Annotated in this window: 18 protein-coding genes and 1 rRNA gene; 13 read left to right on the top strand and 6 right to left on the bottom strand. The window is 38.2% G+C overall.

Translation table 11 applies throughout. From position 1 onward, the window contains the following. The 4 genes from rrf to ACG916_RS07915 all read left to right on the top strand — a co-directional run. Positions 1-77: ribosomal RNA gene (gene rrf, locus ACG916_RS21770) — 5S ribosomal RNA — on the top strand; the annotation flags it as partial. A gap of 451 nt (positions 78-528) precedes the next feature. Beyond that, on the top strand, positions 529-1,671 hold the full coding sequence (locus ACG916_RS07925) for a PQQ-dependent sugar dehydrogenase (RefSeq protein ID WP_419368155.1): 1,143 nt from the start codon (positions 529-531) through the stop codon (positions 1,669-1,671). Between the two features lie 138 nt (positions 1,672-1,809). Continuing rightward, positions 1,810-2,205, top strand: coding sequence for a tautomerase family protein (locus ACG916_RS07920; RefSeq protein WP_419330323.1), 396 nt, complete (start codon positions 1,810-1,812; stop codon positions 2,203-2,205). A gap of 227 nt (positions 2,206-2,432) precedes the next feature. Next, complete coding sequence (locus tag ACG916_RS07915) at positions 2,433-3,677, top strand: esterase-like activity of phytase family protein (RefSeq protein WP_151803310.1); 1,245 nt, start codon at positions 2,433-2,435, stop codon at positions 3,675-3,677. 278 nt (positions 3,678-3,955) lie between these two features. On the opposite strand, the gene ACG916_RS07910 is transcribed toward ACG916_RS07915, so the two are convergent. Next, on the bottom strand, positions 3,956-4,723 hold the full coding sequence (locus ACG916_RS07910) for a hypothetical protein (RefSeq protein ID WP_034612732.1): 768 nt from the start codon (positions 4,721-4,723) through the stop codon (positions 3,956-3,958). Positions 4,724-5,164: 441 nt separating this feature from the next. Further along, positions 5,165-8,656, bottom strand: a complete 3,492-nt coding sequence (locus ACG916_RS07905) for a PAS domain-containing hybrid sensor histidine kinase/response regulator (RefSeq protein WP_034612729.1) — start codon at positions 8,654-8,656, stop codon at positions 5,165-5,167. Positions 8,657-8,841: 185 nt separating this feature from the next. On the opposite strand from ACG916_RS07905, the gene ACG916_RS07900 reads away from it, so the two are divergent. The 4 genes from ACG916_RS07900 to ACG916_RS07885 all read left to right on the top strand — a co-directional run bounded on the left by ACG916_RS07900 (position 8,842) and on the right by ACG916_RS07885 (position 13,925). Beyond that, complete coding sequence (locus tag ACG916_RS07900; protein ID WP_004725226.1) at positions 8,842-9,174, top strand: DUF485 domain-containing protein; 333 nt, start codon at positions 8,842-8,844, stop codon at positions 9,172-9,174. 1 nt (position 9,175) lies between these two features. Continuing rightward, the gene (locus tag ACG916_RS07895; RefSeq protein WP_004816490.1) at positions 9,176-10,891 is read left to right on the top strand and encodes a cation acetate symporter; all 1,716 of its coding nucleotides are present in this window, start codon (positions 9,176-9,178) and stop codon (positions 10,889-10,891) included. A 218-nt stretch (positions 10,892-11,109) separates the two neighbouring features. Continuing rightward, the gene (locus ACG916_RS07890) at positions 11,110-11,790 is read left to right on the top strand and encodes an ion channel (RefSeq protein WP_105713783.1); all 681 of its coding nucleotides are present in this window, start codon (positions 11,110-11,112) and stop codon (positions 11,788-11,790) included. Positions 11,791-11,957: 167 nt separating this feature from the next. Continuing rightward, positions 11,958-13,925: a glycine betaine transporter gene (locus ACG916_RS07885; RefSeq protein WP_056517627.1), complete on the top strand. Its 1,968-nt coding sequence runs from the start codon at positions 11,958-11,960 to the stop codon at positions 13,923-13,925. 74 nt (positions 13,926-13,999) lie between these two features. Here ACG916_RS07885 and omp33-36 read toward each other — a convergent pair whose 3' ends face one another. After that, entirely contained in the window at positions 14,000-14,884 is an 885-nt protein-coding gene (gene omp33-36 / locus ACG916_RS07880) for a porin Omp33-36 (protein WP_034612715.1), read from the bottom strand. An 878-nt stretch (positions 14,885-15,762) separates the two neighbouring features. Between omp33-36 and ACG916_RS07875 the strand changes: the two genes are divergently transcribed. The 3 genes from ACG916_RS07875 (at position 15,763) to ACG916_RS07865 (ending at position 20,412) form a co-directional block, all read left to right on the top strand. After that, entirely contained in the window at positions 15,763-16,608 is an 846-nt protein-coding gene (locus ACG916_RS07875; RefSeq protein ID WP_419330326.1) for an OXA-274 family carbapenem-hydrolyzing class D beta-lactamase OXA-1474, read from the top strand. A gap of 286 nt (positions 16,609-16,894) precedes the next feature. After that, positions 16,895-18,607 carry a GGDEF domain-containing protein gene (locus ACG916_RS07870; RefSeq protein WP_004816502.1) on the top strand — a complete coding sequence of 571 codons (1,713 nt, stop codon included), beginning with the start codon at positions 16,895-16,897 and terminating at the stop codon, positions 18,605-18,607. Positions 18,608-18,633: 26 nt separating this feature from the next. Beyond that, entirely contained in the window at positions 18,634-20,412 is a 1,779-nt protein-coding gene (locus ACG916_RS07865; protein ID WP_419330327.1) for a P-loop NTPase fold protein, read from the top strand. 71 nt (positions 20,413-20,483) lie between these two features. Here ACG916_RS07865 and ACG916_RS07860 read toward each other — a convergent pair whose 3' ends face one another. Together ACG916_RS07860 and uvrA are read right to left on the bottom strand one after the other, a co-directional pair. Then, the gene (locus tag ACG916_RS07860; RefSeq protein ID WP_419330329.1) at positions 20,484-21,053 is read right to left on the bottom strand and encodes a hypothetical protein; all 570 of its coding nucleotides are present in this window, start codon (positions 21,051-21,053) and stop codon (positions 20,484-20,486) included. A 254-nt stretch (positions 21,054-21,307) separates the two neighbouring features. Continuing rightward, complete coding sequence (gene uvrA / locus ACG916_RS07855) at positions 21,308-24,139, bottom strand: excinuclease ABC subunit UvrA (protein WP_336953617.1); 2,832 nt, start codon at positions 24,137-24,139, stop codon at positions 21,308-21,310. Between the two features lie 479 nt (positions 24,140-24,618). Here uvrA and ACG916_RS07850 point away from each other — a divergent pair, with 479 nt between their 5' ends. Together ACG916_RS07850 and ACG916_RS07845 are read left to right on the top strand one after the other, a co-directional pair. Beyond that, positions 24,619-25,383, top strand: a complete 765-nt coding sequence (locus ACG916_RS07850; protein ID WP_419328018.1) for a hypothetical protein — start codon at positions 24,619-24,621, stop codon at positions 25,381-25,383. A 100-nt stretch (positions 25,384-25,483) separates the two neighbouring features. Continuing rightward, positions 25,484-25,837, top strand: coding sequence for a GlpM family protein (locus ACG916_RS07845; protein WP_151801796.1), 354 nt, complete (start codon positions 25,484-25,486; stop codon positions 25,835-25,837). 111 nt (positions 25,838-25,948) lie between these two features. On the opposite strand, the gene ACG916_RS07840 is transcribed toward ACG916_RS07845, so the two are convergent. Next, complete coding sequence (locus tag ACG916_RS07840) at positions 25,949-26,581, bottom strand: LOG family protein (RefSeq protein ID WP_336953619.1); 633 nt, start codon at positions 26,579-26,581, stop codon at positions 25,949-25,951. Positions 26,582-26,829 lie beyond the last annotated feature (248 nt).

The raw sequence follows: 26,829 nt of genomic DNA, 5'->3' as shown, positions 1-26,829 counted from the left end.
CCCGAACTCAGAAGTGAAACCTCTTAGCGCTGATGGTAGTGTGGGGTTACCCATGTGAGAGTAAGTCATCGCCAGCTTTTAAATCTAAAACACCCCGATCTTTAACGAGAGCGGGGTGTTTTTTTATGTGTGGTGTTTATTAGCGAAATGAAAAGAAATCTGTAGAAGAATTTAAGTGCATAAGCAACTGAAAATAAATAGTTTTTTGTAGGTGCAAAAAGAAAACCCCATCATCCTAATGGGGTTTTCTTCGTATTGGTGTGTTAGATTTGACTCCTGTCGAATCTCACGTCCTGTGTGTTTTCTTATTCTCAATGAGACGTCCTGTCTCTTTATGTTTGCTATCATAAGCGTAATGTCTAAATCAGTATATTCGCTAATCACTACGATTGTTGTAGGTTAAAGCTTACAAGATGATCCAATTAAAAATTAAGACCCAATTCGCTCAGTTACCAATATGAAATGGTGAGATGGATACTTTTGTTTAAAATAAATCGATAAGTCATAACAATATTGAGGGAATCTAAAATGAAGGCTTTTCGACAGTGCTTAATCTATTTACCCCTATTGCTCAGCTGTAACTTGTTGAGTGCATGTAATGCTCAAAATAATCAAACCACTACGGCTAATTCTTTGATTAACCAGAGCTATCAGATCCAAAAAGTAGCGACATTTGATGAACCTTGGGCAATGGCTGAGTTGGCTGATGGTCGTTTACTGATTAGCGAAAGGAAAGGGAAGTTAAAACTGTTTGATCCTTCCACATTAAAAAGTATAGAAATTTTAGGAGTTCCCGAAGTGGCTTATGGTGGGCAAGGGGGCTTAGGCGATATTGTTCTACATCCTGATTTTGCAAACAATCATCAAATTTATTTAAGTTATGCCGAAACAGGAAAAGGGGGATATGGTGCGGTTGTGATTCGTGGTGAATTAAATCTACAAGAAAAAAATCCCCGAATAATCAATATCAAAAGAATTTGGGAACAAGTTCCTAAAGTTTCAGGACAAGGGCATTATGCACATCGAATGATTTTTGCAAAGGATGGCAAGCTCTGGATTAGTTCTGGTGAACGCCAGAAATTTGATCCTGCTCAAGATATGAATTCAAACTTAGGAAAAGTTTTAAGACTGAATGATGATGGTACTGTTGTTGCAGATCATCCATTTACTCAGCAAGGTGAGATTGCAAAACAAGTGTGGTCGTTGGGTCATCGTAATCCATTAGGTATGGCTTTAGATGTGAAGGATCAATTGTGGGTGGTTGAAATGGGGCCTAAAGGAGGAGATGAGTTAAATCTGATTAAGAAGGGCGAAAATTATGGTTATCCGATTGTTTCCAATGGTGATCATTATTCAGGAAAATCCATTCCCGATCATGCGACACGTCCTGAATTTAAGGCACCAGAAATCAGTTGGACACCAGTAATATCACCCTCCAGTTTGGTCTTTTATCAAGATGAATTATTCCCGAAATGGAATCATAAAGCCTTGATTGGTGGGTTATCTTCAGAAGCGATTATTGTGGTTGATACTGAATCGAAGCCTGTCCGTGAGGTACAGCGTTTAAACATGCAGCAACGCATTCGAGATATCCATCCCGCCCATAATGGTTCGATTTGGGTTTTGGAAGATGGGAAAAATGCGGGGCTATTAAGATTGTTACCTAAGTAAAAAATTAATTTAATTCAATGGATTATTATATTATTGAAAAGATGTGGAAGCAGCTGAATTGATATCAGTTGAATTGTTAGGGTTGTCTATAAATTATGCTATTCTTTCGATTTAAAATAATATAAATCGAGAACAATAATGCCAGCAACTACAATTGAAGTTCGCTATCAATATTCTGTAGCACAAGAAGTGGGCTTAATCGATGCTGTTCATCATGCATTGGTGAGCGCTTTTAAAATTCCTGAATATGATCGTGATATTCGTTTATTGGTACATGAACCACATCGCTTTCAATGCCCACCGAATAAGCTTTATCCTGAAAAATTTACCCTGATTCGTATTGATTGTTTTGCTGGGCGTACACTGGATACCAAGCGAAATTTGTATCGCAGTATTGTAGAGAATCTATCTGTATTAGGGATTCCCAAAGATCATATCAAAATTTTATTAAGAGAAATTCCCACTGAAAATTGGGGAATCCGTGGTGGTCAAGCTGCCTGTGATGTGGATTTGGGTTTCGATATTCAAGTCTAGCTCAACCTAATATGAATCAAAGTAGATGGAATAGATTACCCTGTTGGTAATATTATTTAAATTCAATATGTTAATTCAGCTTGTGCGCGCTTATAAGGTGGAGTATATGCTGCGTGAAGCATATCTACGTATCATCAAACTGACGCAATATTGTCATTGAAATGACCTCAAAATGTCATGCTATTGGTTTTTAATAAAGCTCATTTAAATCAATAAAAAAGACCTTTATGAAAAAAATTGCTTACTCTGTTTTAGCGTTAGGCGTATTGGCTTTAACCGCATGCAATGATGATGACAATGATTTCTCATTTGAACCATCTGTCACTGTACCAACCTTGGTTTCATTTGCCAAACTTGATGTCGAAACTTATGCAGCTGGTCCAAACTCAGGTGCCTTTGTAAAGGGCGCCAATGGCATATTCCCACCTTTTAAAGGTCAGCCAGTTCAAGGCTTTTCGGGTGCTGTAAAGAACGGTGATGGCACTTATATGGTCATGGCAGACAATGGCTTTGGTACACAAGACAATTCATCTGACTTTTTACTCCGTGTTTATCAAGTAAAACCTGATTTTCGGACGAAATCAGCAGGATCTGCAAAAGTTCAAGTGATGAGCTTTATTCAGCTTCGTGATCCCAATAAATTAATACCATTTTCAATCATCAATCAAAACAGTACTGATCGTTTACTCACTGGGGCAGATTTTGATCCTGAATCGATTCAACGTACTGCGGATGGTACCTATTGGATTGGGGATGAATTTGGACCATATTTACTGCATTTTGATAAAGATGGAATACTGCTTGATGCGCCGATTGCATTACCTCATCCATTGAAAGCTGGTGTGGAATTGCGTTCTCCGCAAAATCAATTCAATAAAGCCAACATAAATTATGTAGAGCCTTTGGTTCAGCAAAGCGGTGGCTTTGAAGGAATGGCATTGTCTAAGGATGGTCAATATTTATATCCTTTGTTAGAAAAACCGTTAAAAGGCGAGACCACACAACAGTTGCTTATCTCACAATTTGATGTGAAGAAGAAAGCGTATACTGGGCGATATTATTATTTTACCTTAAATGCCAAGGCGACCAATATTGGTGACTTCCAAATGTTTGATGATAAGTCTGGCATTATCATTGAGCGTGATGCGAGTCAAAACAAGTTAGATGGTTATAAGAAGCTGATTCAAATTGAATTAGGGGATTCTGGGAAAGCGGTAAAACGTTCTGACTTAGTTGATCTTATGAATATTGCCAACCCAAATAATTTATATGGGACAGCGCGAGATGGAGATATTGGTACAGCAACAACTTTTGCTTTTCCATTTGAAACCATTGAAGATGTGATTATTGAAAATAAAAATACCTTAACTGTTTTAAATGACAATAACTTTCCAGGTTCATCAGGACGAAATGCAAAGCGTGCGGATGATAATGAAATTATTCAGATTAAATTGCCTAAAGCATTGTATTAATACGCGATAAAATGCTTAGCCTCCATGACCCGAAGCTAAATTAATCTTAGCAAGGGAAAACGCCCTCCTTTTTAAAAGGAGGGCTGGGGAGGATTAAAACTTAAACTGATCAATATTAAGTGAAATACCTGACTTTTTATTGAGGGTAAAGCATCAGTACATACCTTAAATTAGCTGAGCAGATATTATTATTTTAAAGTGCGAAGTAATCTTTAAGCTAAATCGCAGAAAGCCAGTCAATTGACTGGCTTTCTTTATACATCATTCAAGCATGAGGATTAAGCTAAACAGTCTTGTTTCGAAACTTGATCAGGGCAGCCCAATGGATTTAAAGCACATTTTAAATCTTCAATTTGTTCATGGGTGACATAGCCTTTAGATTTTAGGTAATCTGCAACTCGGTCATCACGTAGGCTTAAGAATGCTGCATCATAAACACCTAAATCTACAAATAAAGCAGCTGCTTCTAAGCTATTAAAACGGTCTAGAAACACATCATTGCCATACATTAGGAAAACATGGTCGTAATCCGCATGTGCATCGATTTTTAAACGAGCTGCCAATGTTGTTGGTGAGGTTTTGATAAAAAGCAAATCTGATAATTCATCAAATTGGGTCATATCTAAGATATTTTCGCCGGTTTTTACTTTACCTAACCATGCTTTAAAGACCAGTACCGCACCGCCACGCAGTAACATGCTCCACACTTGATGACGAACTTCATCATTTAAGCATTCGCATTCATCTTCGAGACGTTGAACCAGTTTTTCTTCTTGTTGCGCTAATTTATCAAACAGACCTAAGCCTTGAGGATGGTAAGCAACAGGGGTAAATACATCAAATTTTAATTCCTCAAACACTTGAAGTGCTAAAGGCACAGCTGCTTGATAAATCGTGTTGAGTGCTTGTATTTGTGTGTCGTGGAGTTTGCTGTGTTTAAACAGATCTTGCCAATCAATTTCAGGCAGGATTGCATTTGCACCATATTGACGATGAAATTGTTGAGCTTGGTGTAGCCCATGTGGAACAGTTTCTGAAATATTCATGGTTAAAAATCCTATTTAAAATTGAATTCAAACGCTGTTTTTGTTTTCCTAAACATGAGCGTAGTTTTGTCTTGAAGTAATTTTTGATTTATCTGAGATGCAATAGGAATACGACTAAAGTTGTAGATAGGGTGAAAAGTAGTTTTTTATTTTTTAAAATCATATAAATAGAAAATTGTAACTAACTATACAAGTGTATATTTAATATTTTGATGTTATTTGCCATAGAAAAGAGGGCTTTGAAGTTTTTAGTCAATAAATGGGTTCGAGTTTTGCTTTTTTTTGAATGCTTTTGCACAAAGCTTAAAAAAAATTGCTATTCCACTTAAAAAATTGCGTTACAAAACCTCTAGAACGCAATGGTCTAGAGGTTGTAAATGTTTCAAAACATTAAAGAAGAACGTGATCAATAAACTGAAAAGGGTTGAACGTAGTGGAAGATTATTTAGAAATCTTCAAGCCAGATAACCATGCACGTAGAGAAGCAGGCTTCAATGGTTTCTTCAACAACACCACGTTGAGGTCTTTAACACGCTCTGGTAATTCAGGATCAGAATCTGCAGTAATCAGTGCTGAAGGAACATTTTCCTGACGGTTTTCGACAATAAAATCTAAGCCAATTTTGCCGTGATTTAAATGCTGATCAACCAACCAGACTTGAATATTTTCTTTTTGAATAATTTCCAACGCTTGTTCAGGTTCAGTGGCTTTAAAGACTTGATAACCCCATTTGGTCAGTAGCGTTGCCATACCCTCCAAAATCGTATCATCATTGTCCAAACATAAGATTTTATAAGCTTTGGCTTTTAATGGTACCGCTTGTACAGGTGATGAAACCAGTTTAGGTGCTGCTACCATTGGCACATCAATCATAAAGCATGAGCCTTTACCTAGTTCAGAGTAAACATGCACAGGATAATCAAGCAAACTGGTCATACGTTGGACGATTGCCAGACCAAGTCCTAGACCTTGCTCACCCCATGGTGAGGTATGTCCACAACGCTCAAATTCTTGAAACAGCTTAATGCGTTGCTCTTCTGCAATCCCTGGGCCAGTATCCCAGACGCCAATACGGATATGATTTGGGCGATTAGACGCGCGTAATACACCAACAATCACACGTCCGCGAGCAGTATAACGTAAGGCATTGCTGACAAAATTTTGGATGATACGACGGATCCATTGTGGGTCGGTATCAATCCAGAATTGAGCATCATGGACACGCAATTGGATATTGCGTTGTGCGGCGATTGATTTAAATTGCAGTTCTAAATCACTTAATAAATCATGCAGTGGATAAGCTTGGCGTTTTGGTTGGATTGAACCACCTTCCAGCCGTGCAATGTCTAAAAGGGCAGACAACATACTTTCAGCACCATGTAAGGCACGATCAAGTTGTTGTAAGGTTTTACGATCTTCATCCGATTGTACGCTTTGTTCTAAAGCGGTACTGAATAAGCGTGCTGCGTGCATCGGTTGAAGCAAATCGTGGCTGGCTGCTGCAATAAAGCGGCTTTTTGACATATTGGCTTTATCGGCTTGCTCACGTGCCAGTTGTTGTTCAGATAAGGCATTTGCAAGCTGTTGAGTACGATCAGACACGCGTGCTTCAAGTACCGCTTCATTTTCACGGAATGCAGTAATGTCTGCAAAGGTCGTAACAAAACCACCACCTTCAATGGGATTACCACGCATTTGAATCACACGGCCATCTTTACGAATCCGTTCAAACTCATGTGCGCTACCAACTTTCATCCAATGAATTCGCTTACGTACATGTTCTTCTACCGAGCCTGGACCACATTCGCCACGCTCTGCGTTATAACGAATCAAATCGGCAATTGGGCAGCCGACATAGACTAAATCTTTTGGATAATCAAACAGCTTTAAATATTGATTGTTCCACGCGACCAAACACATGTTTTCATCAACCACACTCACGCCTTGGGTCATGTGGTCAATCATGGTCATGATAAGATTTTGGTTAAAGCGTTGCCATTGTGACGCTTGGTCGAGAATATTTGCCACTTGGCCCAATGCCAAGCCATTATTGACCATAGCCGTGGTGAGTAATGTCCGTGCAGAGGCTGCCCCGATTGTGCCTGCGAGGTATTGTTCAGTGAACCGCCACCACATCCCATTGGCACTGCTATTTTCATTGAGCACCACATTGTTCATGGTACAAAATTGCTGAAAGGCATGGGTTGCTGGCCCTTCACCAGTAATCCGTTTGGCTAGTGCAATCAGATCACCAACTTTAAGTTTAGCGACATCATGGTGTAAATAATTAATATCGGTAGAGGTATTTTGTGCAGGTAAGGGCTTGGTTTCATAATAGAAAAAGCTTTCTGCCTGTATTTGTTCAGCAATACTAGGACGATAAATACGAGAGACCCAAATATATAAGGTAATATTTAAACCAAGTGCCCAGATTACACCATGAGTAAGCGGGGCAAAAGATTCAAAACCAAATAAGGCTTCTGGTCTTAACCATTCAATATTCAAAGGTCCAAACATCAAAAATTGATGTGCAAACTGGCTATATTCAACAGGTAAGCTACGTAAAATCGTTGGCAATAATAAGGTATATGACCAAAGGATAAAGCCTACAACCAAGCCTGCATAAACCCCTTGGCGACTTCCGCCACGCCAGTATAAACCACCAATTAAAGCCGGCGAAAATTGTGCAACCGCACTAAAAGCCAATAACCCAAAGGTAGATAATTGGTCAATATCATTAAAGAAGTGGAAGAATAAAAATCCGAGTAACATTACCGCTAAAATACACACACGACGGGTAAATTTAAGTACCTGTGGTAAGCGTTTGTCATGACGAGAAAGAATGCCAAACTTCCATAGAGAAGGCATAATCAAGTCATTACTGAGCATAATGGACAGTGCCACAGAAGAGACTAGTAGCATCCCTGTTGATGCTGAAAAACCGCCTAAAAATGCCAGTAAAGATAACCAGTCTTGGTTATAACTAATCGGTAATGAGAGTACTGCAACATCAGGAATGGTCAGATACTTAGGTGCTGCATGCAGTGCCCAACTGGCAATTGGAATAATGGCAATAATGGTCAGAATCAAATATGCCGCAAACCACCGTCTTGCACCACGTATATGTTTTTCATCGCGTAATTCAACCACGGCCACATGGAACTGACGCGGTAAACAGATAATCGCCAATGAAGCGAGTAATGTTTGAACCCAGAAGGTATCTGGCACACCAAACAGTTGTACTTCATGAAAAGTTTTTTGCACATCCTGTGAGATTTGTACAATATTTTGTGGATGATCAAAAATAAAGAAAAATGCCACGCAGAGCAGGGCAAATAGTTTTACAAATGATTCAAAAGCAACGGCAAGCATTAAACCGCCATGTTGTTCGGTATTGGCAATTTGTCTTGTGCCAAACATCATGGCCAAGATCGCCAATACTGCGGTAAGACCAAGCACACCATTGGTGGTGGTGGAGACCACTTGGGTATTGTGATCGAGCATGACGGAAGCGCTAAGCGCAATGGCGCGTAATTGTAGTGCTAAGTAAGGAATAATGGCGATTACAGCCAAGATGGTCACTAAGGAGGCTAATGTTCCACTTTTACCATAACGTGCTGCGACAAAGTCGGCAATCGAAGAAATCGCATGATGTTGTCGAACGCGACCTAAACGACGCCAAATGTCATAACCTAGCCAGACAAATAATAAAGGTCCTAAATAAATCGGCAGGAAAATAATCCCCTCACGTACTGCAGCACCTGTTGCTCCATAAAACGTCCAAGATGAGCAATATACCCCCAATGTTAGACTAAAGAGAAGCATCCTGCCGCGCGTGCTTAATCGACTCGCATGCTTCTCACCAAAGAAGGCACAAACGAATAGAATGAGGATGTAAAGGGCCAGAACCCCTATAATTAACCAACTGTTCATAAGGACTACAGTATAAAAAGCTGCGCCTATAATAACGCATACATGAACTGTCTCGTTTATTTTGCTCAAAATTTAACGACCAAAGTCTAAGTTACGAGAACCCCACAATATTGTTAATTTTGACCATGTAAAAAAAGACTAAAAAAAGCAACCAGCGTTCTGGTCGCTTATCAAGGAGCATGGTTATGGATGAGAGACAGGTAGAGGCGATTCTACAAAATCCAAAATTCAAGGAAATGGTTGCTAAAAAAAGTAAATTAAGCTGGACATTAACTGCAATTATGTTGTTCGTTTATGTTGGATTTATGCTTTTAGTTGGCTATAACAAAGAATTTTTAATGAGTTCATTTAGTGGTGGCATCACCACTTGGGGAATTCCTTTAGGTCTAGGAATTATTGTTTTATCTTTCGTATTGTGTGGTGTGTACTCATATATTGCCAACAATAAATTGGATCAATTGAATGCAGATGCAATGAAAGAAGTCGAAGCAATCGCCCACGAAAAAGGACTGCACTAAGATGAAATGGAACTCTTTAAAGACTAAAGCAGCTCTTGCATCTACTGCACTGCTTTCTACTGTTGCACAAGCAGGCCCAGATTTAGGTGAAGCTCAGCAGCAAGCGACCAACTGGCATGCAATCATTATGTTTGCAATTTTTGTTGGTTTAACCTTATTTATTACCAAATGGGCTGCAAAACAAACCACCAATACCGCAGACTTCTATACCGCTGGTGGTGGTATCTCTGGTTTCCAAAATGGTTTAGCGATTGCGGGTGACTATATGTCTGCTGCATCGTTCTTGGGTATTTCTGCATTGGTGTTTAGCTCAGGCTTTGATGGCTTGCTTTATTCACTGGGTTTCATGGTTGGCTGGCCAATCGTATTGTTCTTGGTTGCTGAGCGCCTACGTAACTTAGGTAAATATAACCTGTCTGACGTGGTTTCGTTCCGTTTAGAAGAAAAACCAGTACGTACACTTGCAGCAATCAGTTCGCTTGTTGTTGTGGCTTTCTATTTGATTGCTCAAATGGTGGGTGCAGGTCAGCTGATCAAACTGTTATTTGGTTTGAACTATAACATCGCAGTTGTGATTGTTGGTCTTCTGATGATGGCTTATGTAATCTTCGGTGGCATGTTGGCAACAACTTGGGTACAGATCATTAAAGCAGTGATGTTACTTTCAGGTGCAACATTCATGGCGTTCATGGTGATGCATTCTGTCGGTTATAGCTTCTCTGAAATGTTCAGACAGTCTATTGATGTATTTGCAAAAGTACATGATGTCAGTCTTGATGATGCAACCAAAATTATGGGACCAGGCAGTTTGGCGAAAAACCCACTCGATGCTTTATCGCTTGGTTTAGCACTCATGTTTGGTACAGCAGGTTTGCCACACATTCTTATGCGTTTCTTTACGGTTAAAGATGCTAAAGAAGCACGTAAATCTGTGGTTGTTGCAACAGGCTTCATTGGTTACTTCTACTTATTAACTTTCATTATCGGTTTCGGTGCGATCCTTTTCGTATCAAACAACCCACAATTTATTGATGTTGCTAAAATGGCTGTGACTGGCAAACTAGAATTAGTTGGCGGTAACAACATGGCAGCGGTACACCTTGCAGATGCAGTGGGTGGCGATCTGTTCATGGGCTTTATTTCAGCAGTTGCATTCGCAACGATTCTTGCGGTAGTTGCAGGTTTGACATTGTCAGGTGCTTCAGCAATTTCACATGACTTGTACGCAAACGTATTGAAAAAAGGTCAAACAACCCCTGAATCTGAATTACGTATGTCGAAGATTGCAACACTTGGTCTTGCGATCTTTGCGATGATCTTAGGTATTTTGTTCGAGAAACAAAACGTTGCCTTCATGGTGGGTTTAGCATTCTCTGTAGCGGCGTGTGCAAACTTCCCAGTATTGGTTCTTTCAATGTTCTGGAAAGGATTAACTACACGTGGTGCTGTTGTAGGTGGTGTTGTCGGTCTAGTGACAGCGGTGACTTTAATTATCTTATCTAAAGCAGTTTGGGTAGACACATTAAAAATCTCTGATACTCCGATCAACTCATTCAATGGTCCTGCAATCTTTGCTATGCCATTAGCATTCATCTGCTGCTGGTTGTTCTCTGTGACAGATAAATCTGCACGTGCAGAAGCAGAGCGTAAAGCATTTGATGCACAGTTTGTACGTTCGCAAACAGGTATTGGTATCTCTGGTGCTTCAGATCACTAAGTGATTTGAGATCAGCTTAAAAAACACCTTCTCGAAGGTGTTTTTTTATGGGTGATGCAAAGCCAGAACTCCATCATCCCAGTTTCAGCCTTTAAGCGATATAAAGCTTGTTTGATGCTGATTGATCAGTTGAATGATCACGAAAAATTGAAAGGATTTAAGAAACCCCATGAATATGTTAATTTGAATGTTTAAAAGAACAATCAGAATCAGAAAATATGCGTTCAATGATCGAATTTTGGAAAGGTTTTAAACAATTACCGTCAGCATGGTTATTGTTGGTCCAACTGCTTATTTTAGTTTTATCTGTCTATACCAATGCCAGCAGAAGTTATCAAATTTTAACTTGGTTACTCGGTGTCTCTGCATTACTGATTATTGCCAAAGTGATTCGACAAACACCGACATTTACACTGTTGGGCTTAACTTTTGTCACGGGGGCATTTGTATTGTCCTTTCTGATGCTAATTGGCTTTCATTCTGTTACTTTGCAAATCTTTGCACATTCATTTGAAGCAGCTGCTTATTTTTGTGCAGCATATGGCCTAATCCGCTATATGTTTGCAGATCGTTATTTAACCAAAGATGAACTGTTTGCTGCGGGTGCGGTATTTACCCTGATCGCATGGGGATTTGCCTTCTTATACAGTATCTGTCAATTGATGGTTCCACAGAGCTTTCAAAACCCAAATCATGTTGCAGACTACCAATCTTGGCTGGATTTATTGTTCATTAGTTTTAGTCTGCAATCGGCAACAGGATTGTCCGATTTGATTCCTGTTGCGCCTGCTGCACGGGTGATTTCAATGTTGCAAATGTTCTGTGGCGTGATGTATTTTGCCCTGATCGTCTCACGGATGATAGCCCTGCAATATATTGAAAATAAACCAAAATCATGAACTAATGATCTTGTTACATTTAGTAAATTGTTGAAAATGTTAATTTAAATTATAATGTGGCCTGAATCCAATCGCTGTTCTACAGGATTCGTCTTTTTTCACACCTGTGAATGCCTTTTTTTGACTTTAAAAAGTCTGTCCATTGAGTATAAAAACCTGGGGGAAATATGCCTTCCAAAAAAATCACTTGGTTTGACAATGTCAATCCAAATGTTTTCTTGAGCACTGTTGGAATTATTGCGCTTTTTTTAGCCGTTGTTGTCTTTGCACCAAATGCCTTTGAGCTGATTACTCAAAGGATGAACCGCTGGATCACCGATTCATTTAGTTGGTTCTATGTTTTATCTGTCGCAATATTTTTAATTGTGCTGATTTTTATTGCCTTTTCTGACATGGGTAAAATCAAGCTTGGACCTGATCATAGCCAGCCTGAGTATAGTAATGGGTCATGGTTTGCCATGCTATTTACTGCGGGTATGGGGATCGGGTTAATGTTCTTCAGTGTTGCAGAACCTGTCATGCATTATGTCAATCCACCTGCCGGTGATCCACAAACCATTGAATCTGCCCAAGAAGCAATGAGAATTACCTTTTTCCATTGGGGCTTACATGCTTGGGCTATCTATGCGGTTGTGGGTTTAACGCTGGCTTATTTTGCTTTTCGCTATAACTTGCCACTCAAAGTTCGTTCGGGTTTATTTCCGATTATTGGCCAACGAATTCATGGTCCAATCGGAGATGCGGTCGATACTTTTGCCACCATTGGTACCGTATTTGGTGTAGCTACCACGTTAGGATTTGGGGTAACGCAAATTAACTCTGGCTTAAATTATTTATTTGGCTGGGAAAGTAATATTAGCACCCAAATCTTTTTGATTATTGTGGTGAGTACGCTGGCTTCATTGTCGGTTTTCCTTGGATTAGATAAGGGAATCAAACGACTTTCTGAACTGAATCTAATTTTAGCCTTGGTATTACTGGGCTTTGTATTCCTTGCCAGTTCCAGTATTTATATCCTGCAAGCAACCATTCAAAACGCTGGGCAGTATATTTCGAATTTATTTAGCATGACCTTTAATTTATATGCTTATCAATCGAATGGCTGGATTGGGGGGTGGACCATTATGTATTGGGCATGGTGGATTTCTTGGTCACCATTTGTCGGTATGTTTATTGCGCGTGTTTCAAAAGGTCGAACCATTCGAGAGTTTATTGTCGGTGTACTACTTATTCCGACAGGCTTTACCTTGATCTGGATGGGATTTATTGGCAATGCTGCCTTGTTTAGTATTATGGAACAAGGGCAGACGGGGCTGATTTCTGCGGTACAAAAAGATTCATCAGTTGCATTGTTTGAGTTTTTAACCCACCTGCCTTTCTCAGGTGTGTTTAGTCTTATTGCGACACTGCTGGTGGTGTTGTTCTTTGTTACCTCTGCGGATTCTGGTGCATTGGTGACCGATTATCTCACCGCGAAAACAGAAAATTCGCCGATATGGCAACGCTTGTTCTGGACTGTTTTAATGGCGGTCTTGTCGATCATTCTATTAATGGTTGGTGGGCTAGGCGCACTACAATCGGCCACCATGATGAGTGCCTTACCATTCACCTTTATTATGCTGTTGTTGTGTTGGGGCTTAGTCAAAGCATTGCGCTTAGATGTCACCAAAATGCAGGCTTTGCAAGTGGCAAGAATCACGCCGAGAGCTGTGCAAAACCCACGTAGTTGGCAGCAACGTTTGGGCTTAATCATGCACTATCCGCATACGTTGGCTGAAGTACAACATTATATTCAGGTTGATGTGATTAAGGCTTTTGAAAGTATTCGTTTTGAGTTTAAACGCCGTGATTTAAATGTGGTGATTAAAGAAACCGAAGACGGTGTTCAACTGAGTGTGGATCATCATGATGAGTTCAATTTTATCTATAAAGTCATTGCACGCAAAATGGTTGCGCCAAGCTTTATGATGAATGAAGAACATCAGGAAACCGATGATTTTTATCAAGCTGAAATATTTTTAAGAGAAGGTGGTCAAAACTATGATGTGATGGAGTGGACGCAAGAAGACTTGATTCAAGACATCATTGACCAATATGAACGCCATCTACATTTCTTAAATGTACTGAGAAACTAAGTTGTTTATTTAAAAAACAAAGGCAATAAAAAAGGACTCGTATGAGTCCTTTTTTGATTCAATTTCTAAGCAACTTAGAAACGGAATTTAGCGTTTAAGCCAACAGTTTGCGTATCACCAACATACGAAATTGCTTGGCCTTTATTGTTTTCGTAGTTTGCATTTACGTAGCTTGCACCAACTGCAATCGCAGGCGTGATGAAGTAGTTTACGTTTGCACCCCAAGCTGAATCAGGCGTACCTTCGTAGCTAGACGCTGCGTAAGAAGCACCAACGCTTAATTGTGGGTTCAAATAGAAATCAGTTTTGAACTGGTATGCAGTCGCATCACCATAGATGATGCCTGATTCAAACGCTAAAGACATATTTGTACCGTCAATACCGCCAACGTATTTAGCACGTGCAGTGATTGCATCTTGGTCTTCACCAATTGTTGCAGCTTCAGCAGTCGCTTTAGCAACGCCGTTACCCATAACATTGAATGCATCTAAAGCAACTTGGTCAGCAACGTTAGTATAACCAACAGCAACTAAGAAGTTTTGAGTAGGAAGAGCACCCACTTCTAATGCAAAACGATCGCCTTGATCATTTGGCAAGCCATTTTTACCGTCAAGGATTGTGTGGCTATAAGAAGCACTTGCGTATGCAGGTACATATGGAGTAGGAACATAAAGTTCAGCTTTAGCGCCGTAGTTATGTGCAACTACACCAGCGTCTAATTCGCCATAGTTATATGCTAAAGAAACATTTGATGCTTGGTTTAAGAACGCTGCTTCAGCCAATGGACCTTTTGAAGAGTCAACATTTTTGAAGTAGTAAGTACCTTGCAAACCACCAGTGAAATCTTTGTCATTTTCAGTTGTATCGATATACTCTGATTGACCTTGAATTTCAAATTGGTATGCTTGAGCGCCGGTCATGGCTAATAATAAAGCAGTGGCTAAACCGAGTTTTTTCATAATCTTTTCCAATAGGAGAAATTGGTGAAACAGACGGCATTGTATTGTAACAAGATATTAAGTCAATGACGTTTAAGGCCACTGTTTACAAAGTAGATACATGAAATTTACATTGTTTAAAAAACGTACATTTGAACAGCTTTACGTCAACCTAGAAAAAAACTTAATTAGAACAACAGACTAAATTCAGACAAAAGTTTTATTTCATATAAAACAGATATCAAATTGTTAAATTAATACATTCATTTTATTGTTTATTTGTGTTTTTTGATCGATATTACCGATGGTTGTTTTGCGATCAATGTCAAGAAAATGTCATTAAATTCTGCTTATTTTTAGAATTAATTTGTGATTTTATAATCATTTCATGTGAATATTGTTGTTTTATTCTCAATTATTCATAAAAACGATAATTCATTTATATCCGATCAATTTAATAGGTTTTACAAAGTAAAAGATATTTTGAATAATGAGTCAATAAAGTTCATTCATTTTAAATGAATTTTTTGAGATTTTGAGTTTATATGCCCAGCTTTCCCCAAGGTTGGGCTTTTTTTTATTTAAAAATTCAAAGCAAATCGCATTAAACAGACAATAAAAGTATTGCACCAATATGTAGCATAATTAAGCAAAAGATGAATTGTGTTGGCATGATTCTTGCCAAAAAAAATCCCAATTTTCAAAGAAAACTGGGATTTTTCGCCAAAATCTGGAGCAAATCAATAAATTCTGCTGAGGAATATCAATAAATTGCCCTAATGGAGTGCATTATGCACCAATATATTGCACCTGTAAATATTTTCTTACATTCAATTTAAAAAATAATTCATGGGCTCATCTACACTATTTCAGATTGAGTCGATGGCTAAGTAACGTTTATGAGTAATTACCGATTTAAATCTAAAATAAAAAGCAGTGTATTGGTCATTCTGAGTAGTGTGGCATTTTCAGGTTGTGTTTCTAATGCCAATTTGCATGATCCAGCGTCATCACAAAGAACAAGTGAAATCCCGTTGTTGTTTAATTATGCGCAAACTCAAGCCGTCTTTGTGACTTATGATGGAACTCAATTTAAACGTTATGGGAATGATTTAAATAGAGCCAAGACTGCCTATATTCCAGCCTCTACTTTTAAAATGTTGAATGCCTTAATTGGTTTGCAACATGCGAAAGCGACAAATACAGAAGTATTTAAGTGGAATGGAGAAAAAAGATCTTTTCCTGCATGGGAAAAAGATATGACCTTGGCACAAGCAATGCAGGCTTCAGCCGTACCTGTATATCAGGAGTTGGCACGACGTATTGGCTTGGATTTGATGAGTAAAGAAGTCAAGCGTGTTGGTTTTGGCAATACACAAATTGGTCAACAGGTAGATAATTTCTGGCTAGTCGGCCCATTGAAAATCACCCCAGAGCAAGAAGCTAAACTTGCTTATCAATTGGCAAACAAAACATTGCCTTTTGATGATGCTGTACAGCAACAAGTTAAAGATATGCTCTATGTCGAAAGACGGGGTGATTCCAAGCTTTATGCCAAAAGTGGATGGGGAATGGATGTGGAGCCACAAGTGGGTTGGTATACGGGATGGGTGGAACAGCCGAATGGTCAGATCACCGCTTTTGCTTTAAATATGCACATGCAGACAGGGGATGATCCTGCTGAACGCAAGCAACTGACATTAAGTATCTTGGATAAATTAGGCTTATTCTTTTATTTGAGATAAATGCAGTAGATAAAAAAATGCCCAGTTTATTGGGGGAAACTGGGCAATAAAAAAGGTAAATTTTCAAATCATGAGAATTTCTATCTAAGTTCAATTTTATGCAAATTCTATTTATATGTAAAATGTGAATTTTGAATATTACTCATCTATAAAAACGATAATATAAAGGCGTTGAATGCTGTAGATTAAACTTGATTATGTGGAGTAGTTTATGTGTATATATTCTATAATATAAACAAAATTTCTTTAGCTTTATTGCGATATAACTTCCCACAGGACCATGGTGATGGTGCATGAACTCAGATCAGAACAAATAAGCACGCGTTTGCTTATCCTCATGTCAGTCATCATTTTGTCTGTTTTGTTAATTGCTGTTCCACAAATCATCAGTAATTATCGAGAGTATAGTCGAGCAAATCGAGCTTTAGTCAATATTCAAGCTTTGCAAGTTTTTGCTGAAACATCCAATAAAATTTCACGGGAAAGAGCGCCAACAAATAAAGCAATGTCGAGCACGACAGCAAATTTTCCAGACAGAATAAAAGAATTGCAGGACTATCGTAAGGACGTAGATCAGCAGATTAATTTAACCGTCGAAACCTTAAACAAAGCGGGGTTTAGCAGTTTGGCGGATCAAGTTGATGTTCAGTTAAGACATGATTTGAACATCGCCCGCAAACAAGTCGATGCTTATTTAGCCTTACCGTTAAAAGAACGTAATTCAGTGCAAATGGATCAAGTGATTCAGGGAATGTTTCGGGCATGGGACAGTTGTAGAGCCATGTTGCAGCAATTAATTAACCATTCAAAAAAGAATAATAGCGATGTGACAGATTATGCTTCAATTGTGCTGATATTGGCTGATTTACGAGATCAATCTGGACGAGTTGCGTCTAACATCATGGCACCCCTGAGCTTTTCCGAACCCCTGCCTGAATATAACAAAGCACGCTCATTACAAACGCAAGAACAGGTTAAATATTTATGGCGTTTGATGGATACCATGCAAATAGAGTCTTTAAAAACCCCTGAGTATCTTTATTTATATGGTCAGGTGAAAACTCAATTTATTGACCAAGGCTTACCCATCGTAAATCGTTTGGTGCAAGAGAGTAGAAATCAGCAGCCTTATTTTTTAACGGCAAACCAACTGACAGATGCAATCGTGGATAAGTTTACCACGGTGGTAAATTTACAAAAATATCTACTTGAAACCCATGCCTTAAGCGCACGTCATCGAATGGAATCGGAGCAACGTCAATTTTTTATCACGCTATTTATTTCTCTTTTGTCATTGTCGGTCGCAGTTTTTACGATGTTATATACACGTAAAAAGTTATTTGAACCCTTGATATATGCAAGAAATATGATTTTGGAACTGTCACAAGTACAAGAACGTGATTATCTAGGGGATGCTTCGATACAAACCAAAGAGGTGCATACCCTAACTGATGCGCTTGATAAATTAAAAGAAATGCTCAAGCAACGTGATGCTTTTGAATTTCAATTACAAAATAGCGCCAACACTGACAGTTTAACCGGTGTCTCAAATCGATTGGCTTTAGATGTTTATTTAAAAAATATTGCGACACAAACCGAGCGGTTTCAAGAGTTGACCTTGATCATGGTGGATATTGATAATTTTAAATATGTGAATGATCGCTTTGGACATATTTTAGGTGATTCGGTTATTGTTGAAATTGCTCGATGTTTAAAAGCAAATATTGCGCAATCTGATTTGATTGTACGTTTTGGTGGCGATGAATTTTTGATTTTGATTGATCGTATTCAATGGGATTGGGCGTTGCAAATTTCTGAAAGCATTTTGGCTGATGTCTCACGGTTAAATTTTAACAGTTCTATGTCTAACGAACAGCTCAATGTTTCTGTCAGTATTGGCGTGGCAACTGGGGCAGAAAGTTGGGAAGCCTTATTTAATCGGGCAGATGCATCGTTATTTAAGGCCAAAGCACAAGGTCGAAATAAAGTCGTGGGATGATTGATTTTGAGCTATTTGGGGGTGATATGAATATAGAAGAAAAGCAAAAACGCCTTAAAGATGCTTTGGAAAAGAATATTAAACATGAGAATGTGGGGATTGCAATTGCGATTACAGGGTCATGGGGTGTGGGGAAGACTTATTTTTGGAATGAGTTTTTAAAGGATGTGACGCATAAAGAATTAGAAGATAAGAAAAATTTATACTATGAAGCGAGTAGGGTGGATTATAAAAGTATTTTTGATTGTCGAAAGTATGCGTATATCTCTCTTTTTGGAATTGAAAATTTAAGTGATTTGAAAAATGCAATTTGCACAAAATTAGCACTTAACCCATATGCCAAATCAGATACTAGTAAATGGGAGTTTTCTCAGATTATTAAAAATACAGTTGCGCAATTTAGAGATATAAAGGTATCTCAATATGGCGTAATTGCATCAGCAAAAATATTAGAGTCATTACTTTTTTTACAAGTTAAAGATGCCATTATCTGCTTTGATGATTTTGAGCGAATTTCAAATAAATTAGACATTAAAGATGTTATGGGGTTGGCAAATCAGTTAAAGCTAGAGAAAAATTGTCAGATCATTTTGATTTTAGATGAAGATAAAGCAGAAAGTGAAAATAAGGAAAAATACGCTAAATATAAAGAGAAGTTGATTGATGACACCATTATTATTAATTCGGTTGAACCTTTAATTCGTGAAAATGCAAAAGATATAGAAGAGCAATTGATCGAATTAATGGCAGTATTTGCTGATGGTTTAGAAATTCATAATTTTAGATTTTTTCATAAAGTGATTAAGTTATATAGAGAGTTTAGGGATCAATTACCAAATGAAGTTGCTTATTCTACAAAGGAAGTTATTTTAATTCGAGTATTACAGGGATATTTTATTACGGATTTTGGATCAAAATATGAATATTCTTGGCAGGATATAAATTATACAGTAGAGGAAAGAAGAACGGATTGGTCAGTAACTAAATTAAAAACACACAAATTTTTAGAGAATTTTCATTTTTATTTTATACAAATGGATAAATGGGGAGAAGAGTTTAAAAAGTGGTTTGAACAAAAAGAAATTATAGATATATCCATTTTTCATGAATTAGCAAATTCTGAACTAATTTCGGAAAATAATAATAATGTGAAAGAAGAGTTAAGAAAATTAATGAAACAATGGAGAAATTTACAGGTTGATCAAGATTATTGTGAAAACCTTTTTCAAAAATCTTATGATTCTATAGCGTTTAATGATTTGGAAAGCTTAGATTTTCATTGTTTTCTGCTTAAAAGATTTGGCCGAAATGATCTTTCTAAAACCTTAAAAAAAGAGATCATCATTTGGTTAGATTCATCATTAAGGGGGAATATAACTAAAAATTTTGAGAATGCTTTTAATTTTGGATATAAAAAAGAAAATATATTTCATTGGTACATTAAACGTTGGAAATTGAATAATCCATTATTAGGGTTATATTCATTATTTGATGTATTAAAAGTATATATTTTAGATGGTGGTGTTAAGCATAGAGCTGCTCTAGTATTACAGGGCGCCACTTTAAAAGATTGGGAAGAATTTATTTTCATACAGTCATCAGTCGACTCCGAATTAAAAGAGTTTACTAAAGGAGAATTGTTGCAAGAAATTCTTAAGCAGAATATAGATAAAAATGCTATGCCATTAATAAAGAAGACTATTGAAAAAATTCTTTTAGATAAATTAAAAAATTCGACAAATATAAACCAAATAAAAAATATTGAATTTATGATTGATAATTTTAAAAAAAATGGGCTCTTATGATCTTTTCCTCAATGAAGTTGATACCTGCTAAAATTAAACTAAGAGAACCAAGAAGTGATAAAAATACTGAATTATTTTGCAGTGACTTTAAGCAACTCAGCATACAATTGATTTAAAAATCGTTGCTGTTCGGCATTGTCTTTAAAGTAGCGTTGATACAGTACACTACAGCTTTCGACATCAACAATATTACTTGGATTAAATGACCAATCCTCTGTATTTTTAATACTAATCCCTAGATCATCACCACAACGTTGCCACTGTTTGGAGAAGCCAGAGTTTTGATTGGGAGCAAGCTGCTTAAATTCTGCGTTAAGGCTAAAGCCGCGCATTTCTGAGTTGCTGAATTTGTTGATCGTACTGATTGGCACACCGGCCCATATAATGGTTTGTCCACTCGGCAATGAGATGCCTTTCAGTTTACTTTCATTCATTAACTGACTTTGTCTGCCTGTTTTAAAGCCCTGTTTTTCATAGGTCAAAGTTGAGCCAGCAGGAAGCTGTATTTTTTTAATCAGTAATGGTTGGGTGGTGATAAAATAAGGATTGTCGGGTCTGCCATTACCACCCGCAATGTTTATGCTACAACTGCTGAGTAAACAGATACTTGGGACTAAAAAGCATAAGTAAAGAAGCTTCATAAGGAAAATATCCTGTGCTATGTATTGATCTTGCCTTGTTTAAATTAGAAATGCAAAATTTGCTTTAAAAAATCCCAAAATTAAGCAGATGGTTATTGAAATATAGGATGAAAAAAGGCTGAGAATCTGAGTTTTATAAAAATTATATGAGCTATTTAATTTCGAGCTTAGATGATTAATCTCCCCCTAAGCCCTATGGGATAAAGAGAGAAACTCCCTCCTTATTTAAAGGAGGGAGGGGAAGATGCAGGGAATTACTTCAACAACGGTTTTAAGAACTTCGCTGTATGTGAAACTTTAGATTTCACCACTTGTTCTGGGGTACCTTCCGCAATAATCTGACCACCCCCTGCGCCACCTTCAGGGCCTAAATCAATCACCCAGTCCGCCGTCTTAATCACATCGAGATTATGCTCAATCACCACAATGGTATTGCCCTTATTGCGTAGTTCATGAAGAATATCGAGCAGTTTGGCAATATCATGGAAATGCAAACCAGTGGTTGGTTCATCCAGTACGTACAGGGTTTTACCTGTATCACGCTTTGCTAGCTCACGCGCCAGTTTGACCCTTTGCGCTTCACCACCAGATAGCGTTGTTGCAGACTGACCTAAGCGGATATAGCCTAACCCGACTTGGTTTAAGGTTTCCAAACGACGGTGAATCACAGGGATTGCATCAAAGAAATGCATCGCATCTTCGACGGTCATTTCCAATACGTCAGAAATATTCTTGCCTTTATAACCAACTTCTAAGGTTTCACGGTTATAACGCTGACCATGACAGTTATCACAAGGCACGTACATATCGGGTAAGAAGTGCATGGCAACTTTGATCATACCATCCCCCTCACACACCTCACAGCGCCCGCCTTTGACGTTAAACGAGAAACGACCTGCAGCATAACCACGGGCTTTAGCTTCAGGGGTTTGCGCAAACAATTCACGAATCGGGGTAAACAAACCAGTATATGTTGCTGGGTTAGAACGTGGAGTACGCCCAATCGGACTTTGGTCAATGTCTACCACTTTATCAAGGAACTGTAAGCCATCAATCGAATCAAACTTTTCAGCAGTTAAGGTGGTTGCACCATTTAATTGCGTCGCTGCAAGTGGTAACAGGGTACGGTTAATTAAGGTGGATTTACCTGAACCTGAAACACCTGTCACACAAGTCATTACACCTAAAGGAATCGTCAAATCAACATTTTGTAAGTTATGCCCTGATGCACCCATCAGTTTAATTTGTTCTTCAGGCTTAGGCGGTTTAACTCGCTCTTTGGGCACTGCAATTTTTAACTTACCAGAGAGGTATTTTCCTGTTAGAGAGTTCTCATTGGCTGCAAGTTCATCATAGGTTCCTTCGGCAATGATATGACCGCCATGCACACCAGCACCCGGACCGATATCAATAATATGGTCGGCTGCACGGATTGCATCTTCATCATGCTCAACCACTAAAACGGTATTACCTAGATCACGCAAACGAACCAGTGTTTCCAATAAACGATCATTATCGCGTTGGTGTAAACCAATGGATGGCTCATCTAAAACGTACATCACCCCCATTAGACCAGCACCAATTTGTGAGGCTAGGCGGATACGTTGTGCTTCACCACCTGAAAGTGTTTCAGCAGAACGAGACAGGCTTAAATAATTTAAACCGACTGATACAAGGAAGTGCAAACGCTCGCGAATTTCTTTAAAAATTTTATCAGCAATTTCACCTTTGGCACCTTCAAGATTTAAATCCTGATAGTAGCTTTCAGCATCACCAATCGACATTTTGGTAATTTGGGCAATGGTTTTGTCTTTAACACGGACATGACGTGAAATTTCATTTAAACGTGAGCCGCCACAAGCATCACAAGCGGCATTAGATAAATACTGCGCCAGATCATCACGGACATAATTAGATTCAGTTTCACGATAACGACGTTCTAAATGAGGCAAAATTCCTTCAAAAGGTTGTACCCGATTATGTTTACGACCACGCTCATCGATATAACTAAGATCAATTTTTTCTTTGCCTGTACCATAGAGAAATTTCTTTTTCGTATCAGCATCGAGTTCATTCCAAGGGGTGTCTAAAGAAAACCCAAAATGATCTGCAACTTTCTGAATCATGCTGTAATAGTATGGACGTTGTCTGTCCCAGCCACGGATTGCACCTTGGCTAATAGAAACATCTGGGCTTGGAATCAGTTTTTCAGCACTGAAATGACTACGGGTACCTAAACCGTCACAGACAGGGCATGCACCAAATGGGTTATTGAACGAGAACAGACGTGGCTCTAGTTCAGCAACAGCACGGTCGCATTCAGGGCAGGAATGTTTTGCTGAAAATACACGGTCAGGATGTTCACCACCCATCCATGATAAAATCGCCAGATCACTGCCTAAACGTAATGCTGTTTCAAAGCTTTCGGCAATTCGGTTACCTAAATCATCACGGACTTTAAAACGGTCAACCACAACTTCAATGGTGTGCTTTTTCTTTTTATCAAGTTCTGGTGGTGTATCGATATCAATCACTTCACCATCCACGCGCGCGCGGACAAAACCTTGGCTCTGTAATTGCTCAAACAGGTTGCTGTATTCACCTTTACGCTCACGAACAACTGGTGCAAGGAGCATCAATGCTGTGCCTTCCTCCAGTCCTTTCACGGCATCGACCATTTCAGAAACAGTCTGTGCAACCATCGGCAAGTCATGCTCTGGGCAGTAGGGTGTGCCAACACGCGCATACAGTAAACGTAAATAGTCGTAGATTTCAGTAATGGTTCCTACGGTTGAACGGGGGTTATGGCTGGTAGATTTCTGTTCAATCGCAATCGCAGGGCTTAAACCTTCAATTGAATCAACTTCAGGCTTTTCCATTTGTGAAAGAAACTGACGTGCATACGCAGATAAAGATTCGACATAACGGCGCTGACCCTCAGCATATAAGGTATCGAAAGCCAGAGATGATTTCCCTGAGCCTGAGAGTCCTGTGATGACCACAAACTTGTCACGTGGAATATCGAGTGACACATTTTTTAAATTATGGGTACGTGCGCCTCGAATACGGATATGACTTTGACTCATAAAAGCTTTCTCGAAATTATGCGAATTAAAGGGGTATATGATAGCGATTTAATTTTGTTCAAGCTGTAAAAAATAGTTTTTAAACGACAAATTGTGTCATGTAACTGACCATTTAAAACTGTGATGGAGTTTGAGTTTTTGAATAAAATAATAATATTCATATGTTTATGATGGTTTTCAATAATTTTTAGGGTCGCATTCAGCTAATTTAAAATCAAAGCTATAATTTATTTAAAATAAGTCATTGAAGAAAAATGAGATATGCAGTCAGTTTTTTGATGCTGTGCTGATTTCTGAATACTTATTTCGATATTGCATAAGTTAGAACGAATAAACCAGATCAGCTTTAAGATTGGTCATGTGATGTAATCAAGAACCACTTATCTAAAAAAGAGAATTGTTAGACAAACATTCTGTGATTAACTATTGTTTTTATTGTAAAATGTGTGATAGCTATCGCACTTGTGGAGGGCTTGAAAATGAATATACGAAAAATTATATCAGTTGTTTGTTTTGCATTTTCTTGCAATGTCTTGGCAGGCGAGACTTCACAAGTTTTATTTGATCAAGCTTTCAATTTAAAACCCAATCAATTATACGAATTAGAATTAGAAAATGTACAAGCGGGGGATCAGATTTGGACAGCGGTTTATTTGGTTGGACGACAAAATTATCCAGGACTTACTGCAAAAGTTGAGTTTATCATGGACAATCATGGCCTGTTAAATAAAGCCAATCCCAGTGAGCATGCTGTATATCAAACACTGATCGCAGAAAATTTGACGCAAACCAATCAATATTCACTCAAGCAATTCAAAGGCTTAAACACATTCATCGAAGATACTTCAGAACAGCTGATTACAGATCCGATATTGGAAAAAACTGATAGCATACGTATTTATAGTCAAGTAAATGACTGGATCCCTGAATACAACACTTATGAACCCACCAAAGTGAAATTTGGCATTCAAAATCCTTTGGATTTTGACATTGTTGCGGCTTATGTTTTGGTGGGCAAAGGTGAAAAGCCTGCTGAACTCAGTGAATTAAATTTTAAAAATATTCAAGCTACTTATGCCTCACCTTTGCCTCCAGTACCAGCCGATTTTACTCAAGCGGAAGTGAATAAATCTGAGATGCACTTGAGTAGAAGTGAGCTAAAATTTATCTTTTTTATTGTGATGGCGATTGTCATGGGTTTGGTTGCGTTTATTAACCGAGGCAAATTAAAACGCGCTTTTTAAAGGTTTAACTTATAGCGCATTAAATTTCTAATATTTTAGATTTCAAATTTACATGCTTGGCGTAAACTCTTGCACTGATCATGTGTTCGAGTAATTTTAGATGTTGTCTTTATTTTTGAAATGTATTCTAGGTGCAGCAGTGGTTTTGTTGATTTCAATTCTTTCAAAAAGTAAGGCATTTTATATTGCAGGTTTAGTTCCACTTTTTCCAACATTTGCATTGATCGCACATGTGATTGTGGCGCAGGAAAAAGGTGCTGAAGCTTTAAAGCAAACAGCCTTATTCGGACTGTGGTCGTTGATACCGTATTTCATTTATTTGTTCATGGTTTATTTACTGGCAACTAAGCTTTCGATGTGGTCTTGTTTAGGGATTGCAACGTTATGCTGGATTGTAGCTGCTGCTGTGTTGATTTATGCATGGCAATTATTTCAGAATGGATCGGTTTTATGATTTATTGAATCAATAAAAAGAGTTGCAATGAATACTTTTGAGTTGATTGTAAAGTTCATGAGCCTTTGATCAAGGCTCATTTTTTAGGGATGAATTTTAATAATGAGATATTTAAACAATAAACTGTTTTGGGCTTTCTAGGTTCTTAATGGCATTGTAAATTTCATCTGCATGATTACACACAATCAGTTTTGCCCGATGTTGAGGCGGTAAAAAGCCTTCAATAACAGCATGGTCTAATTGCGCAATCAAATGGTCATAGAAACCATTGACGTTATATAACATCATCGGTTTTTGATGTTGATTCAATTGTCCCCATGTCGCGACTTCTAGAATTTCTTCAAAGGTACCAAAGCCACCTGGTAGAGCGACAAAAGCACTCGCGCGTTCAGCCATCATAGCCTTACGTTCATGCATGTTTTGTACAATATGTAATTCTGTTAATTGGTTATGGGCAATTTCATAATCCAGCATAAATTCGGGAATAACGCCCACAACATCACCACCATGTTCCGTGACCGTATCTGCAACTTGGCCCATTAAGCCAATACTTGCACCGCCATAGACGATCCCAAAACCTTGTTCTGCGATACCTTGGGCAAGTTGGATGGCTTTTTCTCGATAGGTGGGGTTATTTCCGGGTCGGGAACCACAATAGAGTGCGATTAAACATTGTGTGGCTTTATGTTGTTGTTGATCTAATTCGAAAGGTTTATTCATCATTACAGGCAATACACTATTCATAATTTATTTTTTCACCTTAACTTATCATGTTCTTATACATTTCTACTACTTTAAGTAAGAAATGTGCCAAAAACATGTTGTATTATCGGCGCTTTTGCAATGATTTGTATCACTTTGATTTTGTATTTAATTTTAGATAAATCAGTAAAAATCCTGATAAATGAGATGAAATTCCTATCTGGATTGCCTATAATTAACGCTTATTTATCAACAAATGAATCATCATGGGTAGTGGTTGTAGTCGCTCC

The sequence above is a fragment of the Acinetobacter legionensis genome (genome assembly GCF_048552295.1).
Taxonomy (GTDB): Bacteria; Pseudomonadota; Gammaproteobacteria; order Pseudomonadales; family Moraxellaceae; genus Acinetobacter.
This window is presented reverse-complemented; position numbering and strand designations above follow the sequence as displayed.